General features: G+C 67.8%; 22 protein-coding genes, 1 tRNA gene and 1 other RNA gene. 9 read left to right on the top strand and 15 right to left on the bottom strand.

Annotation, left to right across the window (positions count from 1 at the left end):
• Positions 1-2: 2 nt before the first annotated feature.
• The 3 genes from ACNQS7_RS21840 to ACNQS7_RS21830 all read right to left on the bottom strand — a co-directional run bounded on the left by ACNQS7_RS21840 (position 3) and on the right by ACNQS7_RS21830 (position 2,884).
• Entirely contained in the window at positions 3-1,037 is a 1,035-nt protein-coding gene (locus ACNQS7_RS21840) for an aspartate-semialdehyde dehydrogenase (protein ID WP_418014177.1), read from the bottom strand.
• Between the two features lie 2 nt (positions 1,038-1,039).
• The gene (locus tag ACNQS7_RS21835) at positions 1,040-2,305 is read right to left on the bottom strand and encodes an aspartate kinase (RefSeq protein ID WP_055580286.1); all 1,266 of its coding nucleotides are present in this window, start codon (positions 2,303-2,305) and stop codon (positions 1,040-1,042) included.
• A gap of 87 nt (positions 2,306-2,392) precedes the next feature.
• Positions 2,393-2,884, bottom strand: coding sequence for a hypothetical protein (locus tag ACNQS7_RS21830; RefSeq protein ID WP_418014176.1), 492 nt, complete (start codon positions 2,882-2,884; stop codon positions 2,393-2,395).
• Between the two features lie 166 nt (positions 2,885-3,050).
• Between ACNQS7_RS21830 and leuA the strand changes: the two genes are divergently transcribed.
• Positions 3,051-4,853: a 2-isopropylmalate synthase gene (gene leuA, locus ACNQS7_RS21825; protein ID WP_418014175.1), complete on the top strand. Its 1,803-nt coding sequence runs from the start codon at positions 3,051-3,053 to the stop codon at positions 4,851-4,853.
• A 58-nt stretch (positions 4,854-4,911) separates the two neighbouring features.
• Here the strand turns inward: leuA and ACNQS7_RS21820 are convergent, their stop codons facing one another.
• Together ACNQS7_RS21820 and ACNQS7_RS21815 are read right to left on the bottom strand one after the other, a co-directional pair.
• Positions 4,912-5,334, bottom strand: coding sequence for a hypothetical protein (locus tag ACNQS7_RS21820; protein WP_418014174.1), 423 nt, complete (start codon positions 5,332-5,334; stop codon positions 4,912-4,914).
• On the bottom strand, positions 5,331-5,891 hold the full coding sequence (locus ACNQS7_RS21815) for a hypothetical protein (protein WP_418014173.1): 561 nt from the start codon (positions 5,889-5,891) through the stop codon (positions 5,331-5,333). Before ACNQS7_RS21815 ends, ACNQS7_RS21820 begins: the two co-directional genes overlap by 4 nt.
• 166 nt (positions 5,892-6,057) lie before the next feature.
• Here ACNQS7_RS21815 and ACNQS7_RS21810 point away from each other — a divergent pair, with 166 nt between their 5' ends.
• A complete protein-coding gene (locus ACNQS7_RS21810) occupies positions 6,058-6,726 on the top strand; it encodes a LuxR C-terminal-related transcriptional regulator (RefSeq protein WP_418014172.1) in 669 nt (222 codons plus the stop codon).
• Positions 6,727-6,735: 9 nt separating this feature from the next.
• Here the strand turns inward: ACNQS7_RS21810 and ACNQS7_RS21805 are convergent, their stop codons facing one another.
• Positions 6,736-7,728 (bottom strand): DEDDh family exonuclease, encoded by a 993-nt coding sequence (locus tag ACNQS7_RS21805; protein WP_418014171.1) that lies wholly within the window; start codon positions 7,726-7,728, stop codon positions 6,736-6,738.
• 72 nt (positions 7,729-7,800) lie between these two features.
• On the opposite strand from ACNQS7_RS21805, the gene ACNQS7_RS21800 reads away from it, so the two are divergent.
• Both ACNQS7_RS21800 and ACNQS7_RS21795 read left to right on the top strand, forming a co-directional pair.
• Positions 7,801-9,030: a MurT ligase domain-containing protein gene (locus ACNQS7_RS21800; RefSeq protein ID WP_418014170.1), complete on the top strand. Its 1,230-nt coding sequence runs from the start codon at positions 7,801-7,803 to the stop codon at positions 9,028-9,030.
• Positions 9,023-9,724: a type 1 glutamine amidotransferase gene (locus tag ACNQS7_RS21795; protein WP_418014169.1), complete on the top strand. Its 702-nt coding sequence runs from the start codon at positions 9,023-9,025 to the stop codon at positions 9,722-9,724. The genes ACNQS7_RS21800 and ACNQS7_RS21795 overlap by 8 nt, the downstream gene beginning before the upstream one ends.
• Here the strand turns inward: ACNQS7_RS21795 and ACNQS7_RS21790 are convergent.
• Complete coding sequence (locus ACNQS7_RS21790; RefSeq protein WP_418014168.1) at positions 9,721-10,182, bottom strand: PE family protein; 462 nt, start codon at positions 10,180-10,182, stop codon at positions 9,721-9,723. The genes ACNQS7_RS21795 and ACNQS7_RS21790 overlap by 4 nt on opposite strands.
• 132 nt (positions 10,183-10,314) lie before the next feature.
• Here ACNQS7_RS21790 and ACNQS7_RS21785 point away from each other — a divergent pair, with 132 nt between their 5' ends.
• Entirely contained in the window at positions 10,315-10,944 is a 630-nt protein-coding gene (locus ACNQS7_RS21785) for a C39 family peptidase (RefSeq protein ID WP_418014167.1), read from the top strand.
• A gap of 6 nt (positions 10,945-10,950) precedes the next feature.
• On the opposite strand, the gene recR is transcribed toward ACNQS7_RS21785, so the two are convergent.
• Positions 10,951-11,562, bottom strand: coding sequence for a recombination mediator RecR (gene recR, locus ACNQS7_RS21780; RefSeq protein WP_055580278.1), 612 nt, complete (start codon positions 11,560-11,562; stop codon positions 10,951-10,953).
• 8 nt (positions 11,563-11,570) lie between these two features.
• On the bottom strand, positions 11,571-11,918 hold the full coding sequence (locus tag ACNQS7_RS21775) for a YbaB/EbfC family nucleoid-associated protein (RefSeq protein WP_082658828.1): 348 nt from the start codon (positions 11,916-11,918) through the stop codon (positions 11,571-11,573).
• Positions 11,919-12,052: 134 nt separating this feature from the next.
• Here ACNQS7_RS21775 and ACNQS7_RS21770 point away from each other — a divergent pair, with 134 nt between their 5' ends.
• Positions 12,053-12,778, top strand: a complete 726-nt coding sequence (locus ACNQS7_RS21770; RefSeq protein WP_418016088.1) for an Rv3717 family N-acetylmuramoyl-L-alanine amidase — start codon at positions 12,053-12,055, stop codon at positions 12,776-12,778.
• Here ACNQS7_RS21770 and ACNQS7_RS21765 read toward each other — a convergent pair.
• The 5 genes from ACNQS7_RS21765 to ffs all read right to left on the bottom strand — a co-directional run bounded on the left by ACNQS7_RS21765 (position 12,775) and on the right by ffs (position 17,188).
• Positions 12,775-13,212, bottom strand: a complete 438-nt coding sequence (locus ACNQS7_RS21765) for an SRPBCC family protein (protein ID WP_418014166.1) — start codon at positions 13,210-13,212, stop codon at positions 12,775-12,777. The genes ACNQS7_RS21770 and ACNQS7_RS21765 overlap by 4 nt on opposite strands.
• Before the next feature lie 71 nt (positions 13,213-13,283).
• Positions 13,284-13,613, bottom strand: coding sequence for a hypothetical protein (locus tag ACNQS7_RS21760; RefSeq protein WP_418014165.1), 330 nt, complete (start codon positions 13,611-13,613; stop codon positions 13,284-13,286).
• 106 nt (positions 13,614-13,719) lie between these two features.
• The gene (locus tag ACNQS7_RS21755; RefSeq protein ID WP_418014164.1) at positions 13,720-15,537 is read right to left on the bottom strand and encodes a DNA polymerase III subunits gamma/tau; all 1,818 of its coding nucleotides are present in this window, start codon (positions 15,535-15,537) and stop codon (positions 13,720-13,722) included.
• 246 nt (positions 15,538-15,783) lie between these two features.
• Entirely contained in the window at positions 15,784-17,052 is a 1,269-nt protein-coding gene (locus ACNQS7_RS21750) for an aminotransferase class I/II-fold pyridoxal phosphate-dependent enzyme (RefSeq protein ID WP_418014163.1), read from the bottom strand.
• Positions 17,053-17,091: 39 nt separating this feature from the next.
• Positions 17,092-17,188: signal recognition particle sRNA small type (gene ffs, locus ACNQS7_RS21745), an RNA gene on the bottom strand.
• A 79-nt stretch (positions 17,189-17,267) separates the two neighbouring features.
• On the opposite strand from ffs, the gene ACNQS7_RS21740 reads away from it, so the two are divergent.
• Together ACNQS7_RS21740 and ACNQS7_RS21735 are read left to right on the top strand one after the other, a co-directional pair.
• Positions 17,268-17,353, top strand: a tRNA-Ser gene (locus ACNQS7_RS21740).
• A gap of 97 nt (positions 17,354-17,450) precedes the next feature.
• The gene (locus tag ACNQS7_RS21735) at positions 17,451-18,317 is read left to right on the top strand and encodes a hypothetical protein (protein ID WP_418014162.1); all 867 of its coding nucleotides are present in this window, start codon (positions 17,451-17,453) and stop codon (positions 18,315-18,317) included.
• A gap of 8 nt (positions 18,318-18,325) precedes the next feature.
• Here the strand turns inward: ACNQS7_RS21735 and ACNQS7_RS21730 are convergent, their stop codons facing one another.
• Positions 18,326-18,694, bottom strand: a complete 369-nt coding sequence (locus ACNQS7_RS21730) for a hypothetical protein (RefSeq protein WP_418014161.1) — start codon at positions 18,692-18,694, stop codon at positions 18,326-18,328.
• 76 nt (positions 18,695-18,770) lie between these two features.
• On the opposite strand from ACNQS7_RS21730, the gene ACNQS7_RS21725 reads away from it, so the two are divergent.
• Complete coding sequence (locus ACNQS7_RS21725; protein WP_418016087.1) at positions 18,771-19,274, top strand: lipoprotein LpqH; 504 nt, start codon at positions 18,771-18,773, stop codon at positions 19,272-19,274.
• Position 19,275 lies beyond the last annotated feature (1 nt).

Genomic DNA, 19,275 nt, shown 5'->3' with positions numbered 1-19,275 from the left:
GTCTACAGCTCGGCGGCCAGCAGCTCGGCGATCTGGATCGTGTTGAGCGCCGCCCCCTTGCGCAGGTTGTCGCCCGAGACGAACAGCGCCAGGCCGCGCCCGTCGGGCACTCCCGGGTCCTGCCTGATGCGGCCGACCAACGATTCGTCGACGCCGGCGGCGGCCAGCGGCGTCGGGACGTCGACCAGCTTCACACCGGGCGCAACGGCCAACAGCTCGCGGGCCCGCTCCGGCGAGAGCGGCCGGGCGAATTCGGCGTTGATGGACAGCGAGTGGCCGGTGAACACCGGAACCCGCACGCAGGTACCGCTGACCAGCAGGTCCGGAATGCCGAGAATCTTGCGGCTCTCCGAGCGCAACTTCTGGTCCTCGTCCGTCTCACCCGAGCCGTCGTCGACCAACGACCCGGCCAGCGGCACCACGTTGAACGCGATCGGCGCCACGTACTTGCTGGGCGGTGGAAAGTCGATGGCACTGCCGTCGTGCACGAGTTGCTCGGCGTTGTCGATGACCGCGCGTGCCTGCGTCGCCAGCTCCTCGACACCGGCCAGGCCGCTGCCCGACACCGCCTGATAGGACGAGGCGATGAAGCGGGTCAGGCCCGCCTCCTCGTGCAGCACCTTGAGCACCGGCATCGCCGCCATGGTGGTGCAGTTCGGGTTGGCGATGATGCCTTTGGGCCGCCGGTGCGCGTCCCGGGTGAAGTTGACCTCGGAGACCACCAGCGGCACGTCCGGGTCCTTGCGCCACGCCGACGAGTTGTCGATCACCGTCACGCCGGCGGCGGCGAACCGCGGCGCCTGCACCTTCGACATCGCTCCCCCGGCGGAGAACAACGCGATGTCCAGCCCGGTCGGATCGGCCGTCTCGGCGTCCTCGACCTCGATCTCCTGGCCGCGGAACGCCAGCTTGCGGCCCTGCGAGCGGGCCGAGGCGAAGAACCGGACGCTGGTAGCCGGGAAGTCGCGCTCGTCGAGCAACGTGCGCATCACCTGGCCCACCTGGCCGGTGGCACCGACAACACCTACGGCAACCATCGCTACCGACCCGTCCCTGCGTACACCGTCGCCTCCTCGTCGCCGCCGAGCCCGAACGCTTCGTGCAACGCAACGACGGCCTTATCTAGTTCGGTGTCGCGGCAGAGGACCGAGATGCGGATCTCGGATGTGGAGATCAGCTCGATGTTGACGCCGACCGCGGCCAGCGCCTCACAGAAGGTGGCCGTGACGCCGGGGTGGCTGCGCATGCCGGCGCCGATCAGCGAGACCTTGCCGATGTGGTCGTCATACAGCAGTTGCAGGAAGCCGATCTCTTCTTTGAGCGAGTCCAGCTTGGCCACCGCGACCGGTCCGCTGTCGCGCGAACAGGTGAAGGTGATGTCGGTCTTGCCGTCCTCGACCTTCGACACGTTCTGCAGCACCATGTCGATGTTCACGTCGGCGTCGGCAACCGCCCGGAACACCTTGGCGGCGTATCCGGGGATGTCGGGGATCCCGACGATGGTCACCTTCGCCTCGCTGCGGTCGTGGGCAACGCCGGTCAGGATGGGGTCTTCCATGGCTATGTCCTTGATCGATCCGACGACGACGGTGCCCGGCTTGTCCGAGTAGGAGGACCGTACGTGCACGGGAAGGTTGTAGCGGCGGGCGTATTCGACGCAGCGCAGCATCAACACCTTGGCTCCGCAGGCCGCCATCTCGAGCATTTCCTCGAAAGTGACCGTGTCCAGCTTGCGGGCGTTGGGCACGATGCGCGGGTCGGCACTGAAGATGCCGTCGACGTCGGTGTAGATCTCGCACACGTCGGCGCCCAGCGCGGAGGCCAGCGCGACGGCGGTGGTGTCCGAGCCGCCGCGGCCCAAGGTAGTGACATCGCGGGTGTCCTGGCTGACCCCTTGGAACCCGGCGACCAGCACGATCCGGCCCTCGTCGAGGGCGGCCTGCAGCCGGCCCGGGGTCACCTCGATGATCTTCGCGTTGCCGTGCGTGCCGGTGGTGATGACGCCGGCCTGGGAGCCGGTGAACGACCGGGCCTGGGCGCCCAACGATTCGATCGCCATGGCGACCAGCGCGTTGGAGATGCGCTCGCCGGCGGTCAGCAGCATGTCGAGTTCCCGCGGCGGCGGCACCGGGCACACCTGTTGGGCCAGGTCCAGCAGTTCGTCGGTGGTGTCGCCCATCGCCGAGACCACGACCACGACGTCGTTGCCCTGCTTCTTGGTCTCCACGATCCGCTCGGCAACTCGGCGGATCCGGTCGGCGTCGGACACCGAGGATCCGCCGTACTTCTGCACGACGAGCGCCACTGAAATCTTTTCCTGTCTGGGACGGGCCTGCATTAAGTCCACAACAGAATACGTGGCGGCGCATCTTGATTTACGCGGCGCCGAGGATCACAACCACCCTGCCCCGTCGTCGTCCTCGAGGCCCCTGGCGAATCGAACCAACCGCTGGAACCACCCCGGACGCCGGTCCAGCCAGGGGTCGAACCATTCCCCCGAGGCGAACTTCGCGACGCCGACCGCGGTAATCACGGCGAACAGGAGCCCGAAGCCGGCATAGATCACGCCGGAGAACACCACGAACGCCTTGTCCTGATGGACGCGGATATCGATGCTCGAGCCCTGTTCGTGGCGGTGAGCGGCCGTCCCCTGCAACTTCTCGACGTGAGACCGTCCCGCCGCGTCCCAGGTGACCGCGCACGCGAAACCCACCCGCTCGTTGACGCACGAAACGACCTGCGCCTGCCTCGGTGTGCCGACGACGTAGGAGTAGTAGTCGTAGGCGGCCACGCCGAAGAACCCCAGCGTCACCGCCACTCCCCCGGCGGCGAACAGTCGCGCTACATAGCTGCGAAGGCGGGCCAACGGCACGCGGGGGTACATGGCTCACATTTTGGCCGATGGGCCGGGCGCGGTAGAGTTCACACCGTGCAGCGGGTGCTCCTTCTCGGACGCCGCGACGGGGTCTGATCCAGACCGGCTTCCCGTCGCGGGTGTTCGCGATGCGCCGGTCTGAGGTTCCTTCTCAAACATCCCTGGAGCAACGACCGTGACCAATCCCGATTCACCCGACGCTTACGTTTCAGCGCGCACCATCCACAAACCCGCCGGCCCGCCCAGGCCCGGCCAGCCGGCGTGGAATCCGCAACGCGGTACCGCGATGCCGGTCCACCGGTACCGCCCGTTCGCCGACGAGGTCGAGCCCATCCGGGTGGCCGACCGCACCTGGCCCGACCGCGTCATCGAGAACGCACCGCTGTGGTGCGCGGTCGACCTGCGCGACGGCAACCAGGCACTGATCGACCCGATGAGCCCTGCGCGCAAGCGCCGCATGTTCGACCTGCTGGTCCGCATGGGCTACAAGGAGATCGAGGTCGGATTCCCCTCGGCCAGCCAGACCGACTTCGACTTCGTCCGTGACATCATCACCGACGGTGCCATTCCGGACGACGTCACCATCCAGGTGCTGACCCAGTGCCGGCCCGAGTTGATCGAGCGCACCTTCCTGGCGTGTGAGGGCGCGGCGAACGTCATCGTGCACTTCTACAACTCCACCTCGATCCTGCAGCGTCGCGTCGTCTTTCGCGCCGACCGGGCCGCCGTGCAGGAGATCGCCACCGCCGGCGCACGCAAGTGTGTCGAGGAGGCGGCGAAGTACCCGGGCACCCGCTGGCGGTTCGAGTACTCGCCGGAGTCCTACACCGGGACCGAACTGGAGTACGCCAAGCAGGTGTGCGACGCCGTCGGTGAGGTGATCCAGCCGACTCCGGACAACCCGATCATCTTCAACCTGCCGGCCACCGTCGAGATGGCCACACCCAACGTCTATGCCGACTCGATCGAGTGGATGAGCCGCAACCTGGCGCGCCGCGACTCCGTCATTTTGAGCCTGCACCCGCACAATGACCGCGGAACGGCGGTTGCCGCGGCCGAATTGGGCTATCAGGCCGGCGCCGACCGGATCGAGGGCTGCCTGTTCGGCAACGGTGAGCGCACCGGCAACGTCTGCCTGGTCACACTGGGGCTCAACCTGTTCTCCCGCGGCGTCGACCCGCAGATCGACTTCTCCAACATCGACGAGATCCGTCGCACGGTCGAGTACTGCAACCAGCTGCCGGTCCACGAGCGTCACCCCTACGGCGGCGACCTGGTGTACACCGCGTTCTCCGGCAGCCACCAGGACGCCATCAACAAGGGTCTGGACCAGATGAAGTTCGACGCCGATGCGGCCGACAGCGATGTCGAAGACATGCTGTGGCAGGTGCCGTATCTGCCGATCGACCCCAAGGACGTCGGGCGCACCTATGAAGCGGTGATCCGGGTCAACTCCCAGTCCGGCAAGGGCGGGGTGGCCTACATCATGAAGGCTGACCACGGACTGGCCCTGCCGCGCCGGTTGCAGATCGAGTTCTCGCAGGTCATCCAGAAAATGGCAGACGGCGAGGGCGGTGAGGTGTCGCCCAAGGAGATGTGGGAGGCATTCTCCGAGGAGTACCTGGCCCCGATCCTGCCGCTGGAACGCATCAAGCAGCGGGTAGACGCGTCGGAGGAAGACACCGGCACCACCAGCATCGCCGCCACCGTGAAGATCGACGGGACGGAGACCGAGATCAGCGGCACCGGCAACGGCCCGCTGGCCGCGTTCGTCGACGCGCTGGGCACGGTCGGGTTCGACGTCGCGGTGCTGGACTACTCCGAGCACGCGATGAGCGCCGGCGACGACGCGCAGGCGGCTGCCTATGTGGAGGCTTCGGTGGCCGGCAGGACCGTCTGGGGAGTCGGCATCGCGCCGTCGATCACCACCGCGTCGCTGCGGGCCGTGGTGTCGGCCGTCAACCGGGCGTCGCGCTAGCGACAGGGGCGGGCCCGGCCCCGCCGGGGCAGGGAGGCCGGGCCCGTGCTTTGAGGGGTCAGACGGCGAGCAGTCGCTCGAAGAACTCGCGGTAGTGCATGAGCGCGAGACGCAGATCTTCGGTTGACGCCTCCTCACCGCGTGACCACTGTTCCTCCAGCCGCGAACGCGCATGAGCGAATCCGGTGGTGAGCTGGTCGACCAGATCGGAGACCAACACGTCGGCCTTCTGCACGCAGTCTTTGGGATCGTCGACGAAGGCCGCCTGTACGCCGGCCCAGCGCGCCCGCAGATCCGCGAGGTCCGCGTCTCCGAAAAGTGTTTCCTCCGTTGATGATCGGCTGGTCTCGTGACCAGCCTCGGGCGACTGTGGCTCCGGCGCCGCGGGTGCCTGCTGCGGCGGCTGGGTGTCGTCGTATGCAGCCCGCTGGGTGTCGTCGTATGCGCCGCTGGTGTCGGTTCGCTGATCGTGCGTAGTCATTTCTTTGCCTCCTGTGATGTTGTCTCCAAAAGCTTTTCGAACAGCGCCCGGTAATGGACGAACGCTTCTCGCTGCTGTTCGGTGCTGACCTCGCCGTGCTGTTGCGAAAGATGAACAGCATGCGCGGCGCGGTAGTTGTCGACGATCTGCGGATGGTCCACCGAAATGTCCGCCGCGCGCTGGTCGAAATCGTCTACGGGATAGCCCCTTTCACGCATCACATCGGTAACCAGCCGATCCGCGACGCCGACGGCGGCGGTGGGGTTGTCGACGAACGCCGTCTGCACCTGATTCCAGCGGGTGGTGAAATTCGACCGCGCGGCAGGAGGCAACGGGACAATGTCGAGCATCTCGTGCTTGTGTTCCCGCGCGATCAGCTCCTTCTCCGCTGCTTTCTGGCCTCCGGTCTCCGACACCAGGCGCTCGTATTCAGGGCCGTAGTGCTGTCTCAGTCGCTGTGTCCTGCGACGATTCATGGCGTAGCCGACCGCGCCGATCAGTAAGGCGACGGCGATTACGGCGAAGACCGCAATCAAAATCGTTTCCCAAGTGGGCATTTCGCGCTCCTCTCGTACATGTGTTGAATAGCCGTCTGTCCCGGGGCTAAACGTCGATCGCGAAATCAGAAGTAATGCCGGGCAGCCACGTTGGGGCAGTGACTAATTCAGTCGACCACCCTTACGGGGGGTACCAATACACCCCTAAGGGGGTAATCTCCCCGGCATGCCGCCAGCATCCGGCACACCGATCACCATTGCTCTCGTCGACGACTACGACGTCGTCGTCAAGGGCGTGGCCAACATGCTCGACCCGTACCGCGACCGGATCGTGATCGCTGAACTCGACGCCTCCATGCCCCTCGAGGACACGGTGGACATCGTCCTGTACGACTCATTCGCTCAGCCGGAATCCGATCACGAGGAGATCGCGCACCTGGTCGCCAACCCTCGGGCACGTCGAGTTGTGGTGTACACCTGGAACTTTCACCCCGATCTCGTCGAAAGTGCACGACAGCACGGGGCGCACGGCTATCTGTCGAAGACCCTGCCGGCACGCGAACTCGTTGCCGCCCTGGAGGCCGTGCATTCCGGTGACGTCGTGATCAGTGAGGTGGCGATGCGGGCCCGGAGCGCACCCGGTCTCGACTGGCCCGGCCGCTGCGAAGGACTCAGCGACCGCGAGGCGGAGATCCTGGCGCTGATCACCCAGGGCAAAAGCAACGCCGACGTCGCGCGGCTGACCTACCTGAGCCCCAACACGGTGAAGTCCTACATCCGCACGATCTACCGGAAGATCGGAGTCGAAAGCCGCACGCAGGCCGTGCTGTGGGGCGTCGACCACGGGTTCACCCCGGACCACCACCGCATCGACCACTGGCGCGGCGGACCCTAGCAACCGGCGTCAGAACAGCGCGAACTGCTCGTCGACCATCGCGGTGTCCGTGAACTCCTCCATGCTGCGACCGCCCACCACCGCGCCGACACCGTCCATGAACTGCACGTCGGAGACCACCGGCACACCCAGCTGCAGGGCGTGATAGCCCTTGCCCTGTTCGGGCGCGGGTTCGTTGCACACCACCAGGGAGGTCTCCCGGTCGACGTCGTCGCTGTAGGCCAGCCCGGCGTACAGCATGCGTTCGACGAGTTCCTCGTGGGTCCGTCGCACCTCGGCTGCCAGCGCCACCCGCATGCCCTGGACCAGGGGCCTGCCCCGGACGAAGCGGCCGGGGTTGAGAAACGGGCAGGGCATCCGGGCGGCCAGCGCCTTCAACGGCCGCAGCTCGTCATGCGTCACCCGGCCGTTGGGCCAGCGGTGCCGGGTCACCGGCCGCACCGGCAGCCAGATGTCGCGGTCCCGCGCCCGTTGCAACGCCGGAGCCAGGATTCCGGTCAACACCATCGCGTCGTCGAAGGCGTCGTGCGGCCGTTCCTGGGTGACTCCCCAGTGCGCGGCCAGCGTCTCCAGCCGAAGATTGTCGACGCCGAGTTCCAGGCGCCGGGCCAGTTCGACCGTGCACATCACGGAATCGACCGGTAGTTCCGCCTCGGCGATCTCGGCTTCGGCGGCCAGGAACGAGTAGTCGAAGGCGACGTTGTGCGCCACCAGCGTGCGGCCGCGCAGCACGTCAACCAGGTCGTCGACGATCTCGGTGAACTGTGGCTGATCTTCGAGCATCGCGGAGGTGAGCCCGTGCACGTGGGTGGGACCGGGATCCACGCCCGGGTTGAGCAAGCTCACAAATGACTGTTCGACGCGGCCGTCGGCGTCCAGGCCCAGCGCCGCGACGCTGATGATCCTGGCCTGACCCGGGCGAAAGCCCGAGGTCTCGACGTCGATGACGGCCCATCCCGCGTCCGGCTCACGCGCCGGGCGACCCCAGGACATCCGGTTCATGCCATGAGAATGGCACGTCCGACCGACATCGCTGGGTCGCTGCCGCGTCGTGTCGGCGGTTAACCTGCACGCATGATCACGACTCGCGCACGTCTGGCTCTTGCCGCCGGGGCAAGCGCGCGGTGGGCGTCGCGCGTCACCGGCCGCGGGGCCGGCGCCATGATCGGCGGGCTGGTGGCGATGACTCTGGACCGGTCGATCCTGCGGCAGCTCGGGGTGGGCCGTCGCACCGTCATCATCACCGGCACCAACGGCAAGTCGACGACCACCCGGATGACCGCGGCGGCCCTGGGCACGCTGGGGGCCGTGGCCACCAACGCGGAGGGCGCCAATATGGACGCCGGGCTGGTGGCGGCCCTGGCGGCGGATCGCCGGGCCGGATTGGCGGCTTTGGAAGTCGACGAGATGCACGTGCCGCACGTGTCGGACGCGGTCGAGCCGACCGCCGTCGTGTTGCTCAACCTGTCGCGCGACCAACTGGACCGGGTCGGCGAGATCAACGTCATCGAACGAACCCTGCGAGCCGGCCTGGCCCGCCATCCCAATGCCGTCGTAGTGGCCAATTGTGACGACGTGCTGATGACCTCGGCCGCCTACGACTGCCCCAACGTGGTGTGGGTGGCCGCGGGCGGCTCCTGGTCGAACGACTCGGTGAGCTGCCCGCGCAGCGGTGAGGTGATCGTGCGCGAGCAGGGCCATTGGTACTCCACCGGCGCCGACTTCAAACGGCCCAGCCCGCAGTGGTGGTTCGACGAGCAGACGCTGTACGGACCCGAGGGCCTCGCCGTCCCGATGCGGCTGGCACTGCCGGGAGCGGTGAACCGCGGCAACGCAGCACAAGCGGTCGCGGCCGCTGTCGCGCTGGGCGCCGACCCGCGCAAGGCGGTGGCGGCCGTCTGCATGGTCGACGAAGTCGCCGGGCGGTACCGGACCGTCCGGGTCGGTACGCATGACGCGCGGATCCTGCTGGCCAAGAACCCGGCCGGGTGGCAGGAAGCGCTGTCGATGGTGGACAAGCACGCCGACGGCGTGGTGATCGCGGTCAACGGGCAGGTTCCCGACGGCGAAGACCTGTCGTGGTTGTGGGATGTGCGCTTCGAACACTTCGAAGAGACCCGGGTGGTGGCCGCCGGCGAACGCGGCACCGACCTCGCGGTGCGACTCGGGTACGCCGGCGTCGAGCACACCCTGGTGCACGACACGGTGGCGGCCATCGAGTCCTGCCCACCCGGGCGGGTCGAGGTGGTCGCCAATTACACCGCCTTTCTGCAGCTGAACCGGAGGTTGGCGCGGCGTGGCTGAAACTGTGCGGATTGGGCTCGTCCTGCCCGACGTCATGGGCACCTATGGTGACGGCGGCAACGCCGTGGTGCTGCGCCAGCGGTTGCTGCTGCGGGGCATCCCCGCCGAGATCGTCGACATCACGCTGGCCGATCCGGTGCCCGACTCGCTGGACCTCTACACACTCGGCGGCGCGGAAGACTACGCCCAGCGATTGGCCACCCGGCATCTGCTGCGGTACCCGGGTCTGCAGCGGGCGGCAGAGCGTGGTGCCCCGGTGTTGGCGATCTGCGCCGCGGTCCAGGTGCTCGGCCACTGGTATGAGACGTCGTCGGGTGAGCGGGTGGACGGCGTCGGCATGCTGGACGCGACGACGTCGCCGCAGGAAAAACGGACCATCGGCGAGCTGGTGTCCAAGCCGCTGCTGCCCGGTTTGACGCAGCGCTTGACCGGTTTCGAGAACCACCGCGGGGGGACGGTGCTGGGACCGGCCGCGTCGCCGCTGGCCGCGGTCACCAGGGGCGCGGGCAACCGGGCCGGCGACGGTTTCGACGGCGTGGTGCAGGGCAGCGTGGTGGCGACGTACATGCACGGGCCGTGCCTGGCGCGCAATCCGGAGCTTGCCGACCATCTGCTCAGCCAGGTGGTGGGCGAGCTGCCGCCCCTGGAGCTACCCGAGGTGGACCTGCTGCGCCGGGAGCGGCTGGGGGCCTAGAGCGCTTGGAGCCAGTCGCCCAGGCCCTCGAACGCGGGGCTATTGGCCAGTGCCGCATACAGGGGCGTGTCTGCCGCCACCGCATGGCCGACCGCCGGGGTGATCTGCGCCTCCGCCGCCACGGGCCCGCCTGTGCCGCCGCCGCTCACTACGGTCTCGGCCTGCAACGCCGCCTGGTTGGCGGCGTCCACGGTGGAGTAGGACTGCGCGCCAGACCTCAGCAGCTGCACGAACTGGTCATGGAAGACCGCGGCCTGCGCGCTCAGTTGCTGGTACGCCTGGCCGTGCCAGCCGAACATCGCCGATAGCGCCGCCGACACCCCGTCGGCACCCGGTGCCGGCACGGCGGTCGTCGGCGCCGCCACCGCGGCGCTGGTCGCCGCAAGGTTGGATCCGATCCCCGCCAGGTCCGCCGATGCCGCCTCAAGCAATTCCGGTCTTGCGCTTACGAACGACATCGCCATCCCTTCTGCCGCCGACGGGGTTCGACGCGGCGGCTCAGTAATGCATGTCGTCCGTCGTGCCCGAAGCGTTATCAGAAGGGCGCGACGGATTTAGAATTCACCCGGGGGCTGAAGAAACGGATCGCCATGGCCCCTGGTTTCAAGACGAGCGCTGCCGCAGCGGTCGCTCTCGCGGCCGTGGCCTGCTCGCTGCTCGGATTCCCCGGCACGGCCCGGGCCGATCCGAGCACCGGCGGGATGCACGGTGACCCGGGCGCCGCCGCACCCTACTGGCGCTACCAGAAGCAGGACCGCGACTGCGGGGAGATGGCCGTGGCCGACGTCATCGGTCAGATCACCGGCAACCAGATCTCCGAGGAGGAGATCGACAACGCGGCCGGGAACATCCCCAGCACAGCCCATGCCGGACCGATCTACACACCGGGGAACAGGACCAGCAACCGGGACCTCCCGGTCCTGCTGGCGCATTACGGCATCCCGTCCGACGAGACCAGAAGCGACACGGCCGCCCTGGAACGTGCCCTGGACCAGGGCCGCAAGGTGATCGCCGGGGTCAACAACAGAATCCTGTGGGACGAGGGCGGCGACCGCAGCCGGGAGAACCACTTCGTGGTCGTCACCGGGATAGACACCCGAACCGGGGTGGTGCACGTCAACGACAGCGGGATCAAGGCCGGGCGCGACGAACAGATTTCGCTCGCCACCTTCGAGGCGGCATGGGCCACCAGCGGCAACTTCGCCGTAGTGACCAGGTGACCCGGCTCAGACCATGGCGCGGCGACCGGTGAGTGCGCGACCCAGCGTCAGCTCGTCGGCGAACTCCAAGTCACCGCCCATCGGCAACCCGGACGCGATGCGCGTCACGGTCAAACCGGGGATGTCGCGCAGCATCCGCACCAGGTAGGTGGCGGTCGCCTCGCCCTCGGTGTTGGGGTCGGTGGCGATGATCACCTCGGCGATGTCGACGTCGTCGACGCGCTGACCGATGCGGGTGAGCAACTCACGGATTCGCAACTGCTCGGGCCCGATTCCCGACAACGGATCCAGCGCACCGCCCAGAACGTGATACCGACCGCGGAACTCGCGGGTGCGCTCGACGGCCTGAATGTCTTTCGGCTCCTCGACCACGCACACCAGCGAGCCGTCGCGGCGTGGATCGGCACAGATCCGGCACCGCTCGTCGTCGGACACATTGCCGCAGACGGCGCAGAACCGGACGCCGTCGCGGACCTTGCCCAGCACCGCGGTCAACCGATCGATGTCCGGCGGCTCCACCGACAACAGATGGAAAGCGATGCGTTGCGCGCTCTTGGGTCCGATGCCCGGCAGCTTGCCGAGCTCGTCGATCAGATCCTGAACCGGTCCCTCAAACATTCCGCAGTTCAGACCCCCGGCACACCGGGCGGCGGTCCCGGAGGGGCGGGCGGCCGCATGCCACCGGCCAGGGCACCCAGGCGCTCCTGCGCCATCGTGGTGACCTGCCGGGACGCGTCGCCCATCGCGCCGACGATCAGGTCCTGCAGAGTCTCGATGTCGTCGGGGTTGACGACCTTCGGGTCGATCGTCACGCCGACCACCTCACCGCTGCCTTTCACGACGACCTTGACCAGACCCCCACCGGCCTGACCGTGCACCTCGGAGTTCGCCAGCTGCTGTTGGGCTTCCAATAGTTTCTGCTGCATCTGCTGCGCCTGCGCCAGCAGCTGCGACATATCGCCTCCGGGTTGCATGACAGTCCCCTCGCATCTTGGTCTCGAGTTGGTTTCGCCTGCGGTTGTCGGGCGATTTGAAACATTCAGCGTAGTCCGCGCCGCGTTACCTTGGCGCAGTGGACGTACCTGTAAGCCTGCGTGTCGGTTTGGCCATGTTCGTCGGGGTGCTCGTCGCCGCCGTCATGCCGCTCATGCCCAAAGCCGCCGCGGCGCCAGGCAGCCTGGCCGGCATGGTGGTGTTCATCGATCCCGGCCACAACGGCGCAAACGACGCGTCCATCGGACGTCAGGTACCCACGGGCCGGGGCGGCACCAAGGACTGCCAGGCCAGCGGAACGTCGACCAACAGCGGATATCCCGAGCACACCTTCACCTGGGACACCGCGCTGCGCCTGCGCGCCGCGCTCAACGCGCTGGGGGTGCGCACCGCGATGTCACGCGGCAACGACAACGCGCTGGGCCCGTGCGTCGACGAACGCGCCAACATGGCCAACGCGCTGCACCCCAATGCGATCGTCAGCCTGCACGGCGACGGCGGCCCGGCGTCCGGCCGCGGTTTCCACGTCAACTACTCGGCCCCGCCGCTGAACGCCGCGCAGGCGGGGCCGTCGGTGCAGTTCGCCCGCGTCATGCGGGACCAGCTGCAGGCGTCGGGCATTCCGCCGGCCAACTACATCGGCCAGGGCGGCCTGTACGGGCGAGCGGATCTGGCCGGACTCAACCTGGCCCAGTACCCGTCGGTCCTGGTGGAGCTGGGCAACATGAAGAATCCCGCGGACTCGGCGCTGATGGAGTCCGCGGAGGGCCGGCAGAAGTACGCCGACGCGCTGGTGCGCGGCGTCGCGGGATTCCTGGCAACCCAGGGGCAGGCTCGCTAGCTCTCGAGTTCCTTCTTCAGGTTGTCCAGCACCTCGCCCTGGATCTTCTTCAGCCCAAGCGGTGCGAACGTCTTCTCGAAGAAACCTTTGACACCGCCGGCACCCGTCCAGGTGGTCGTCACGGTGACGCTGGAACCTGGCCCGGCCGGCGCCACCGTCCAGTTGATGACCATGGACGAATTGGTGTCCTTTTCGATGACGGTGTGACCCGCGACGTCGACGTTCACCTGCACGTCGCGCACCCGGGACTTGGTCGCCTGCAGCCGCCACTTGGCGACCGTGCTTTTCCCCTGGCCGCCCTCGAGCACCTCGTAATCGCTGTACTGCGGCGAGAGGATCTTCGGGCGGACAGTTTTATAGTCGGCAACCGCGTCGAGCACCTTCGCGGGCTCCGCCTGGATCAAGACGGTGCTGGTTGCTTTCACCTGTCCCATCAGGTGTCACTCCTCTGCTGAGTAGCCGTTGTCGTGGACCACCATACGTAGGGCGGCGCTGCGGGACTGCATCAATTGCCCTCCATCAAGGCGTACAGCCACGTGAAAAGCGCGAAACCGATCAGCGCAAGGACCCCCAGCGCGATCCCAGCCATGAGCGCAGCGCAACCCAGCACGATCCCAGCGATCGCGAAGCGGCTACCGCTGGCCTCGCCGCGCCGGCCACGGCTCAGGGCAGCACCCCCGACCACCACCGCCACGGCGCCCGCGATCGCCCCACCGAAAATCGGCCAGGGCTTTCCCAACAGAAACGCCGTTAAGTCCACCGCCCAGGCGATGACCGCGATCACCAACGCAGCCGTCCCGAGACCGTTCTTCGGGCGGTGCGCGGATTCGGTCATCGTTGTGACTCCATGGACCGCTCTCGTTCAGGTCGACTGTCGGAAATATTGCGCTACCTCGACGGCACCGGAAAAGGGTCTTTCGGCCTCGGGTCGGGTGACGCCGTCAGCCCTCGATGCGGCGGGCGCCCAACTCGCTCTGCAGCAACTCAAGGGCGACCTCCTCGGGGTCGCGGCGCGGCTGGGACGGGTCGCTGCGGCCGGCTTCGGCGAGCATGCTTTCCTCGTCATCGCGGTCATCGCGCGCAGCGAAATCCGGCTCGGGCGCGGGCTCCTCGACCTTGGCCGGCGCCGCGCTGATATCGGCCGCGGCGGGCGGACCGGTTTCGCAGCGCACCCGCCAGTTCACCCCGAGGGCGTCTTTGAGTGCCTCGACGATGACGTCGGCGTTGCGTTGTTCGGAGAGCCTCCTGGCCAGCGGCGCCGCCTCGTGGGTGAGCACGAGCGTGTTGTCCTCGACGGCGAGAACCGTTGCGCCAGATAGCATGACGGCGGTGGTGCGGCTGCGCTCGCGGACCTTGTCGCGCACCGTCGGCCACATACTGCGTACCGCCGCCGCGTTCAGTTCGCCGGGGGCCGGGGCTGAGGCGGCCGGCGCGGGCGCCGGTGGTGGTGTGGGTGTGGGTGGCGGCGGTTCCGGCTTGGGCTCCGGCGCCGGGGCGGGTTCGGGGGGCGGCGCGGTTGGCCGCTGGACCGAGCGGCGCACCGGCGCGGGACGGGCCGGGGGCGCAGCGGCGGCGGCTGGTTCGGCATCGGTGGCCGGGATAGACATGGCCAGCCGTGTCTCGATGCGTTCGACACGTTGCAGCAACGCCGACTCGGCGTCGCTGGCCGAGGGCAGCAGCAGCCGCGCGCACACCACTTCCAGCAGCAGCCGCGGCGCCGTCGCGCCGCGCATCTCACCCAGGCCCGCCTGGACCACCTCGGCGTACCGGGTCAGGGTGGCCGGGCCGATGCGGGCCGCCTGCTCGCGCATCCGATCCAGAATGTCCTCGGGCGCATCGACCACACCGCGGGCTACCGCGTCGGGCACCGCCTGAAGCACGATGAGGTCGCGGAAGCGCTCCAGCAGATCGGTGGCGAAACGCCGCGGATCGTGGCCCGCATCGATCACCGACTCGACGGCCCCGAACAACGCCGCGGCGTCGCCCGCGCCCAGGGCGTCGACGGCATCGTCGATCAACGCCACGTCGGTGGCGCCGAGCAGGCCCAGGGCCCGCTGGTAGTGCACCCGGCCGCCGTCGGATCCGGCCACCAGCTGATCGAGTACCGACAGGGTGTCCCGGGGTGACCCGCCACCGGCCCGGATGACGAGCGGATACACCGCCTCGTCGACGATTACGCCTTCCTGCTCGCAGATGCGGCCGATCAGCGCCCGCATCGTGCGCGGCGGCAGCAGCCGGAAGGGGTAGTGGTGGGTGCGCGACCGGATGGTCGGCAGCACCTTCTCCGGTTCGGTGGTGGCGAAGATGAAGATGAGGTGTTCGGGCGGCTCCTCGACGATCTTGAGCAGCGCGTTGAAACCGGCGGTGGTGACCATGTGCGCTTCGTCGACGATGAAGACCCGGTACCGAGACTGGGCCGGGGCGTAGAAGGCGCGGTCGCGCAGTTCGCGGGTGTCGTCGACGCCGCCGTGGCTGGCCGCGTCGAGTTCGACAACGTCGATGCTGCCGGGTGCGTTGGGCGCCAGCGCCTGGCAGGAGTCGCAGACGCCACACGGAGTCGGCGTCGGGCCCTGCTCACAGTTCAGCGATCGCGCCAGGATGCGCGCCGAGGATGTCTTCCCGCAGCCGCGCGGGCCGGAGAACAGGTAAGCGTGGTTGATCCGGCCCGCCTGCAGGGCGACGGACAACGGCTCGGTGACGTGCTCCTGCCCCACCACCTCGGCGAAGGTTGCCGGTCGGTACTTGCGGTAGAGAGCCACGTGAGCAGGCTACCGACGCCCGGTGACGATGCGCGCCCCGGAGGGCGTGAGGAGGAGGCGGGCCATTGAGGCGCGCCGGTGACGATGCGCGCCCCGGAGGGCGCTCTCCTGTGCACTCCCGCGATGAGTGTGCGCGTACCGCGATACCCGTCGGCGTGTCGCCACAGTGGACGCACACGCGATGCGGAGGATGCACACTCAAGCCCCGCCCGGTGACGATGCGCGCCGTGGGCGCAGAGCCAACAACTAGAGCAGCGACTCCGTCGCCGCCAGCAGGGCACAGGTCGACAGCCCGTCGACCGCGTCGCGGAGGTCCGTCAGCGACGGGAACGACGGCGCGATCCGGATGTTCTTGTCCTCCGGATCCTTGCGATACGGAAAGGACGCGCCCGCTTCGGTGACCGCGATGCCGGCGTCCTTGGCCAGCGCGACGGTGCGGCGCGCCGTGCCGGGCAGGACGTCGAGACTGACGAAGTAGCCGCCTTTGGGGTCGGTCCAGGAGGCGATCTTGGAGTCACCGAGGCGCTCAGACAGGATCTCGGCCACCAGAGCGAACTTCGGCGCCAGGATCTGCTGGTGGCGCTGCATATGCAGCCGCACCCCGTCGGCATCGCCGAAGAAGCGCAGATGCCGCAGCTGGTTGACCTTGTCCGGACCGATCGACCTTTTCGCGGCGTACTGCAGGTACCAAGCGATATTGCCCAGCGAGCCGCCGAAGAAGGCCACCCCGGCACCGGCGAAGGTGATCTTCGAGGTGGAGGCGAAGATGTACGGCCGGTTGGGGTTGCCGGCCTTAGTGGCCAGGCCCAGCACGTCCACCTGGCGGACGAAGTCGTGCGTCAGGGTGTGCACCGCGTAGGCGTTGTCCCAGAACAGCCGGAAGTCCGGCGCCGCCGTGCGCATCTGCACCAGCCGTCGCACGGTCTCCCACGAATAGGTGATGCCGGTGGGGTTGCCGAACACCGGAACCGTCCACATTCCCTTGATCGCGGGGTCGGCCGCGACCAGTTCTTCGATCAGGTCGACGTCCGGGCCGTCCTCGACCATCGGAACGGGAATCATCTCGATCCCCATCGTCTCGGTGATGGAGAAATGGCGGTCGTAACCGGGAACCGGGCACAGGAATTTGACGGCCGGCTCGTCCTTCCAGGGCCGCGGCGAGTCCACACCGCCATGCAGCATGGAGAAGACGACGGCGTCGTGCATGAATTCCAGGCTGGCGTTGTTGCCCGCAATCAGGTTCTGCACGGGCAGGCCGAGCAGTTCGGCGAAGATCTCGCGCAGCCCGGGCAGCCCGTGCAGGCCGCCGTAGTTACGGGTGTCGGTTCCCTCCGCATCGCGGAAGTCGTCCCCGGGCAGCGTCAACAACCGGTTGGACAGGTCGAGCTGCTCCGGTGAGGGCTTTCCGCGCGTCAGGTCCAAAGACAATTTCTTGGCCTGCAGGTCCGCGTACTCCTGCTGGTGGCGCGCGTGCAGAGCCGAGAGCTCTTCAGGGCTGAGGGACTCGAACGACACCAGGGACCCTTCCCATCGAAACCGCATGTCAAGCGTGGGCATAAGGGGACCCCGCGCACCCGACAGAGCCCATTGACCCTTGCTGCCTTCCGGCCCTGGGGGAGTTCACAGGATAGACGCCGCGCGGGGTCCAACGGCGAGTGTAGTACCTGGCTTTCTCGGCGCGGCGGCGGCCGCGAGAACACCCGGCTCGCATCAGCAGCTACCATGACCACGGAGGATTCGCCTAGTGGCCTATGGCGCTCGCCTGGAACGCGGGTTGGGTTAACAGCCCTCGCGGGTTCAAATCCCGCATCCTCCGCTGTACGGTCTGCCGTTTGACCAGGACCGATACCGGAACCGGCTGTCGGGCCCGGTCAATTTTCGGCGGCTTGGGTTCACCAGCTTGAGGGAGTGGTATGGGGCGCAAGGTCGCCATCCTGTGGCACGCATTGTTCACGATCGGCGCCGGCGTCCTCTACTTCTATTTCGTCCTGCCGCGGTGGCTCGAGCTGATGGGCGACATCAGCAGTGGCGCGGGGATGACGCTGCGCATCGTGACCGGTGCGCTGCTCGGCCTGGCCGCTTTGCCGGTGGTGTTCACGCTGTTGCGCACCCGCAAGCCGGAATTGGCCGTGCCTCAGCTGGCGCTGACCATCAGAACCTGCTCGATCGTCGCGCATGTGCTGGCCGGGGTGCTGATCATCGGCACCGCGATCAGTGAGCACTGGTTCAGCCTCGATACCGCCGGCCAGTGGTTGTTCGCGATCTACGGTGCCGCCGCGGCGATCGGGGTGCTCGGGTTCTTCGCGTTTTATCTGTCGTTCGTCGCTGAGCTGCCGCCCCCGCCGCCGAAACCGATCAAGCCGAAGAAGGTCAAGGAACGCCGGATCCGCGGGAAGAAGCGCGGGAAGGCCGGCGTGGCGGTGGCCGAGGACGACGAAGACGAGGACGAGGACGCCGAAGACGAGGACGCCGAAGACGACGACACCGGGGACACCGGGGACGCCGAGGACACCGAAGAGACCTCGGACCAGGAAGAGGACACGGAGACCGTCACCGCCGAAACCGAAGACGAGGCTGCCGCCGAAACCGTCGAAGCGCCCGCCCCGGTACTGAGCGAGGAATCGGCGCCGGATGAGGCGGCCGCGGAGACCGTCGAAGCGCCGGCTCCGGCGTCTGAGAAGACGGTCGAGTCGTCCGCGCGGTTACGTAACCGCCGCCCCACCGGCAAGACCTCGCACCGCCGCCGGCGCACCCGGGGCGGCGTCGCCGTCGAGGAATAGTTCCTGCGCTACACCAGAACCACCGGGATGTCGGTGTTCTCGTCGGTGTGATAGCTCGCGCACACCCGGTGGTAGCCGTCCGCGATCTGCAACGGGACACCGGTCGCATAGTTCCCGCGGATCAGCAGAATGGGCGACAGCGGTTGCCCCTTCTTGATCTTGGCCAGGTCCGCGGCGACATGGGGGTTGTCCGCGTCGAGCAACCTCAACTGGGCGGCCCGGAGTATGTCCTTGGCTTTCTTGTGCACAACGTCACCGGCCCGGAGTTGTGCGGTCAACTCGTTGACGGTGTGCGCGTCGGCCACCAGTGCCAGATAGTCGGCGGCGGCCGGAAAGTCGTGACTCTCCGGCTTTTCCAGCCACTTCACGCTTGCCACGCCGCAACCATAATTGGGATCGGTAGCGGCAGCGGCGATCTGTACTACTCCCATGACGACGCCATCGGGGCGGCGCATGACGGAAGGAAGTCCAGTGAAGCGTGTTATCGCGGTGGCGATCGGAACCCTTGGCTGCGCGTCGGCGCTGGTCGGATGTTCCAGCGGCGGCCACAGTGCCACCCCGGCGTCGAACGGCCCGGCGAGCGTGGCCACCAACGGCGGCGCGGGAACCGAGGTCAAGGTCGGCGGCTCGGACCTGCCGGGCCTGAACCCCTCCTCGGTGACCTGCGTCAAGCAGGGCGGCAAGATCAACATCGGCAGCGGTTCGACCGGCGGCCAGCAGGCGCTGGCGGTGGTGATGGCCGACGGCAACCCGCCCACTGTCGAGTCGCTGGCCATGGTCGTCGACGGCAACGCCCTGTCGGTCGCCGACAACATGGGTTCCAAGGTCGGCTCGGCCAAGGTGTCGGTGGACGGCAAGACCTACACGATCACCGGTCAGGCTCAGGGCGCTGACCTGAAGAACCCGATGGCCGGAATGATCACCAAGGACTTCAACATCAAGGTCTCGTGCGGCTGAC

The sequence above is a fragment of the Mycobacterium sp. 23 genome (assembly GCF_048287075.1).
In the GTDB taxonomy this organism is placed as follows: Bacteria; Actinomycetota; Actinomycetes; order Mycobacteriales; family Mycobacteriaceae; genus Mycobacterium; species Mycobacterium gordonae_B.
Note: the sequence above shows the minus strand (reverse complement) of the source record. Positions and strands in the feature narration are given on the sequence as shown.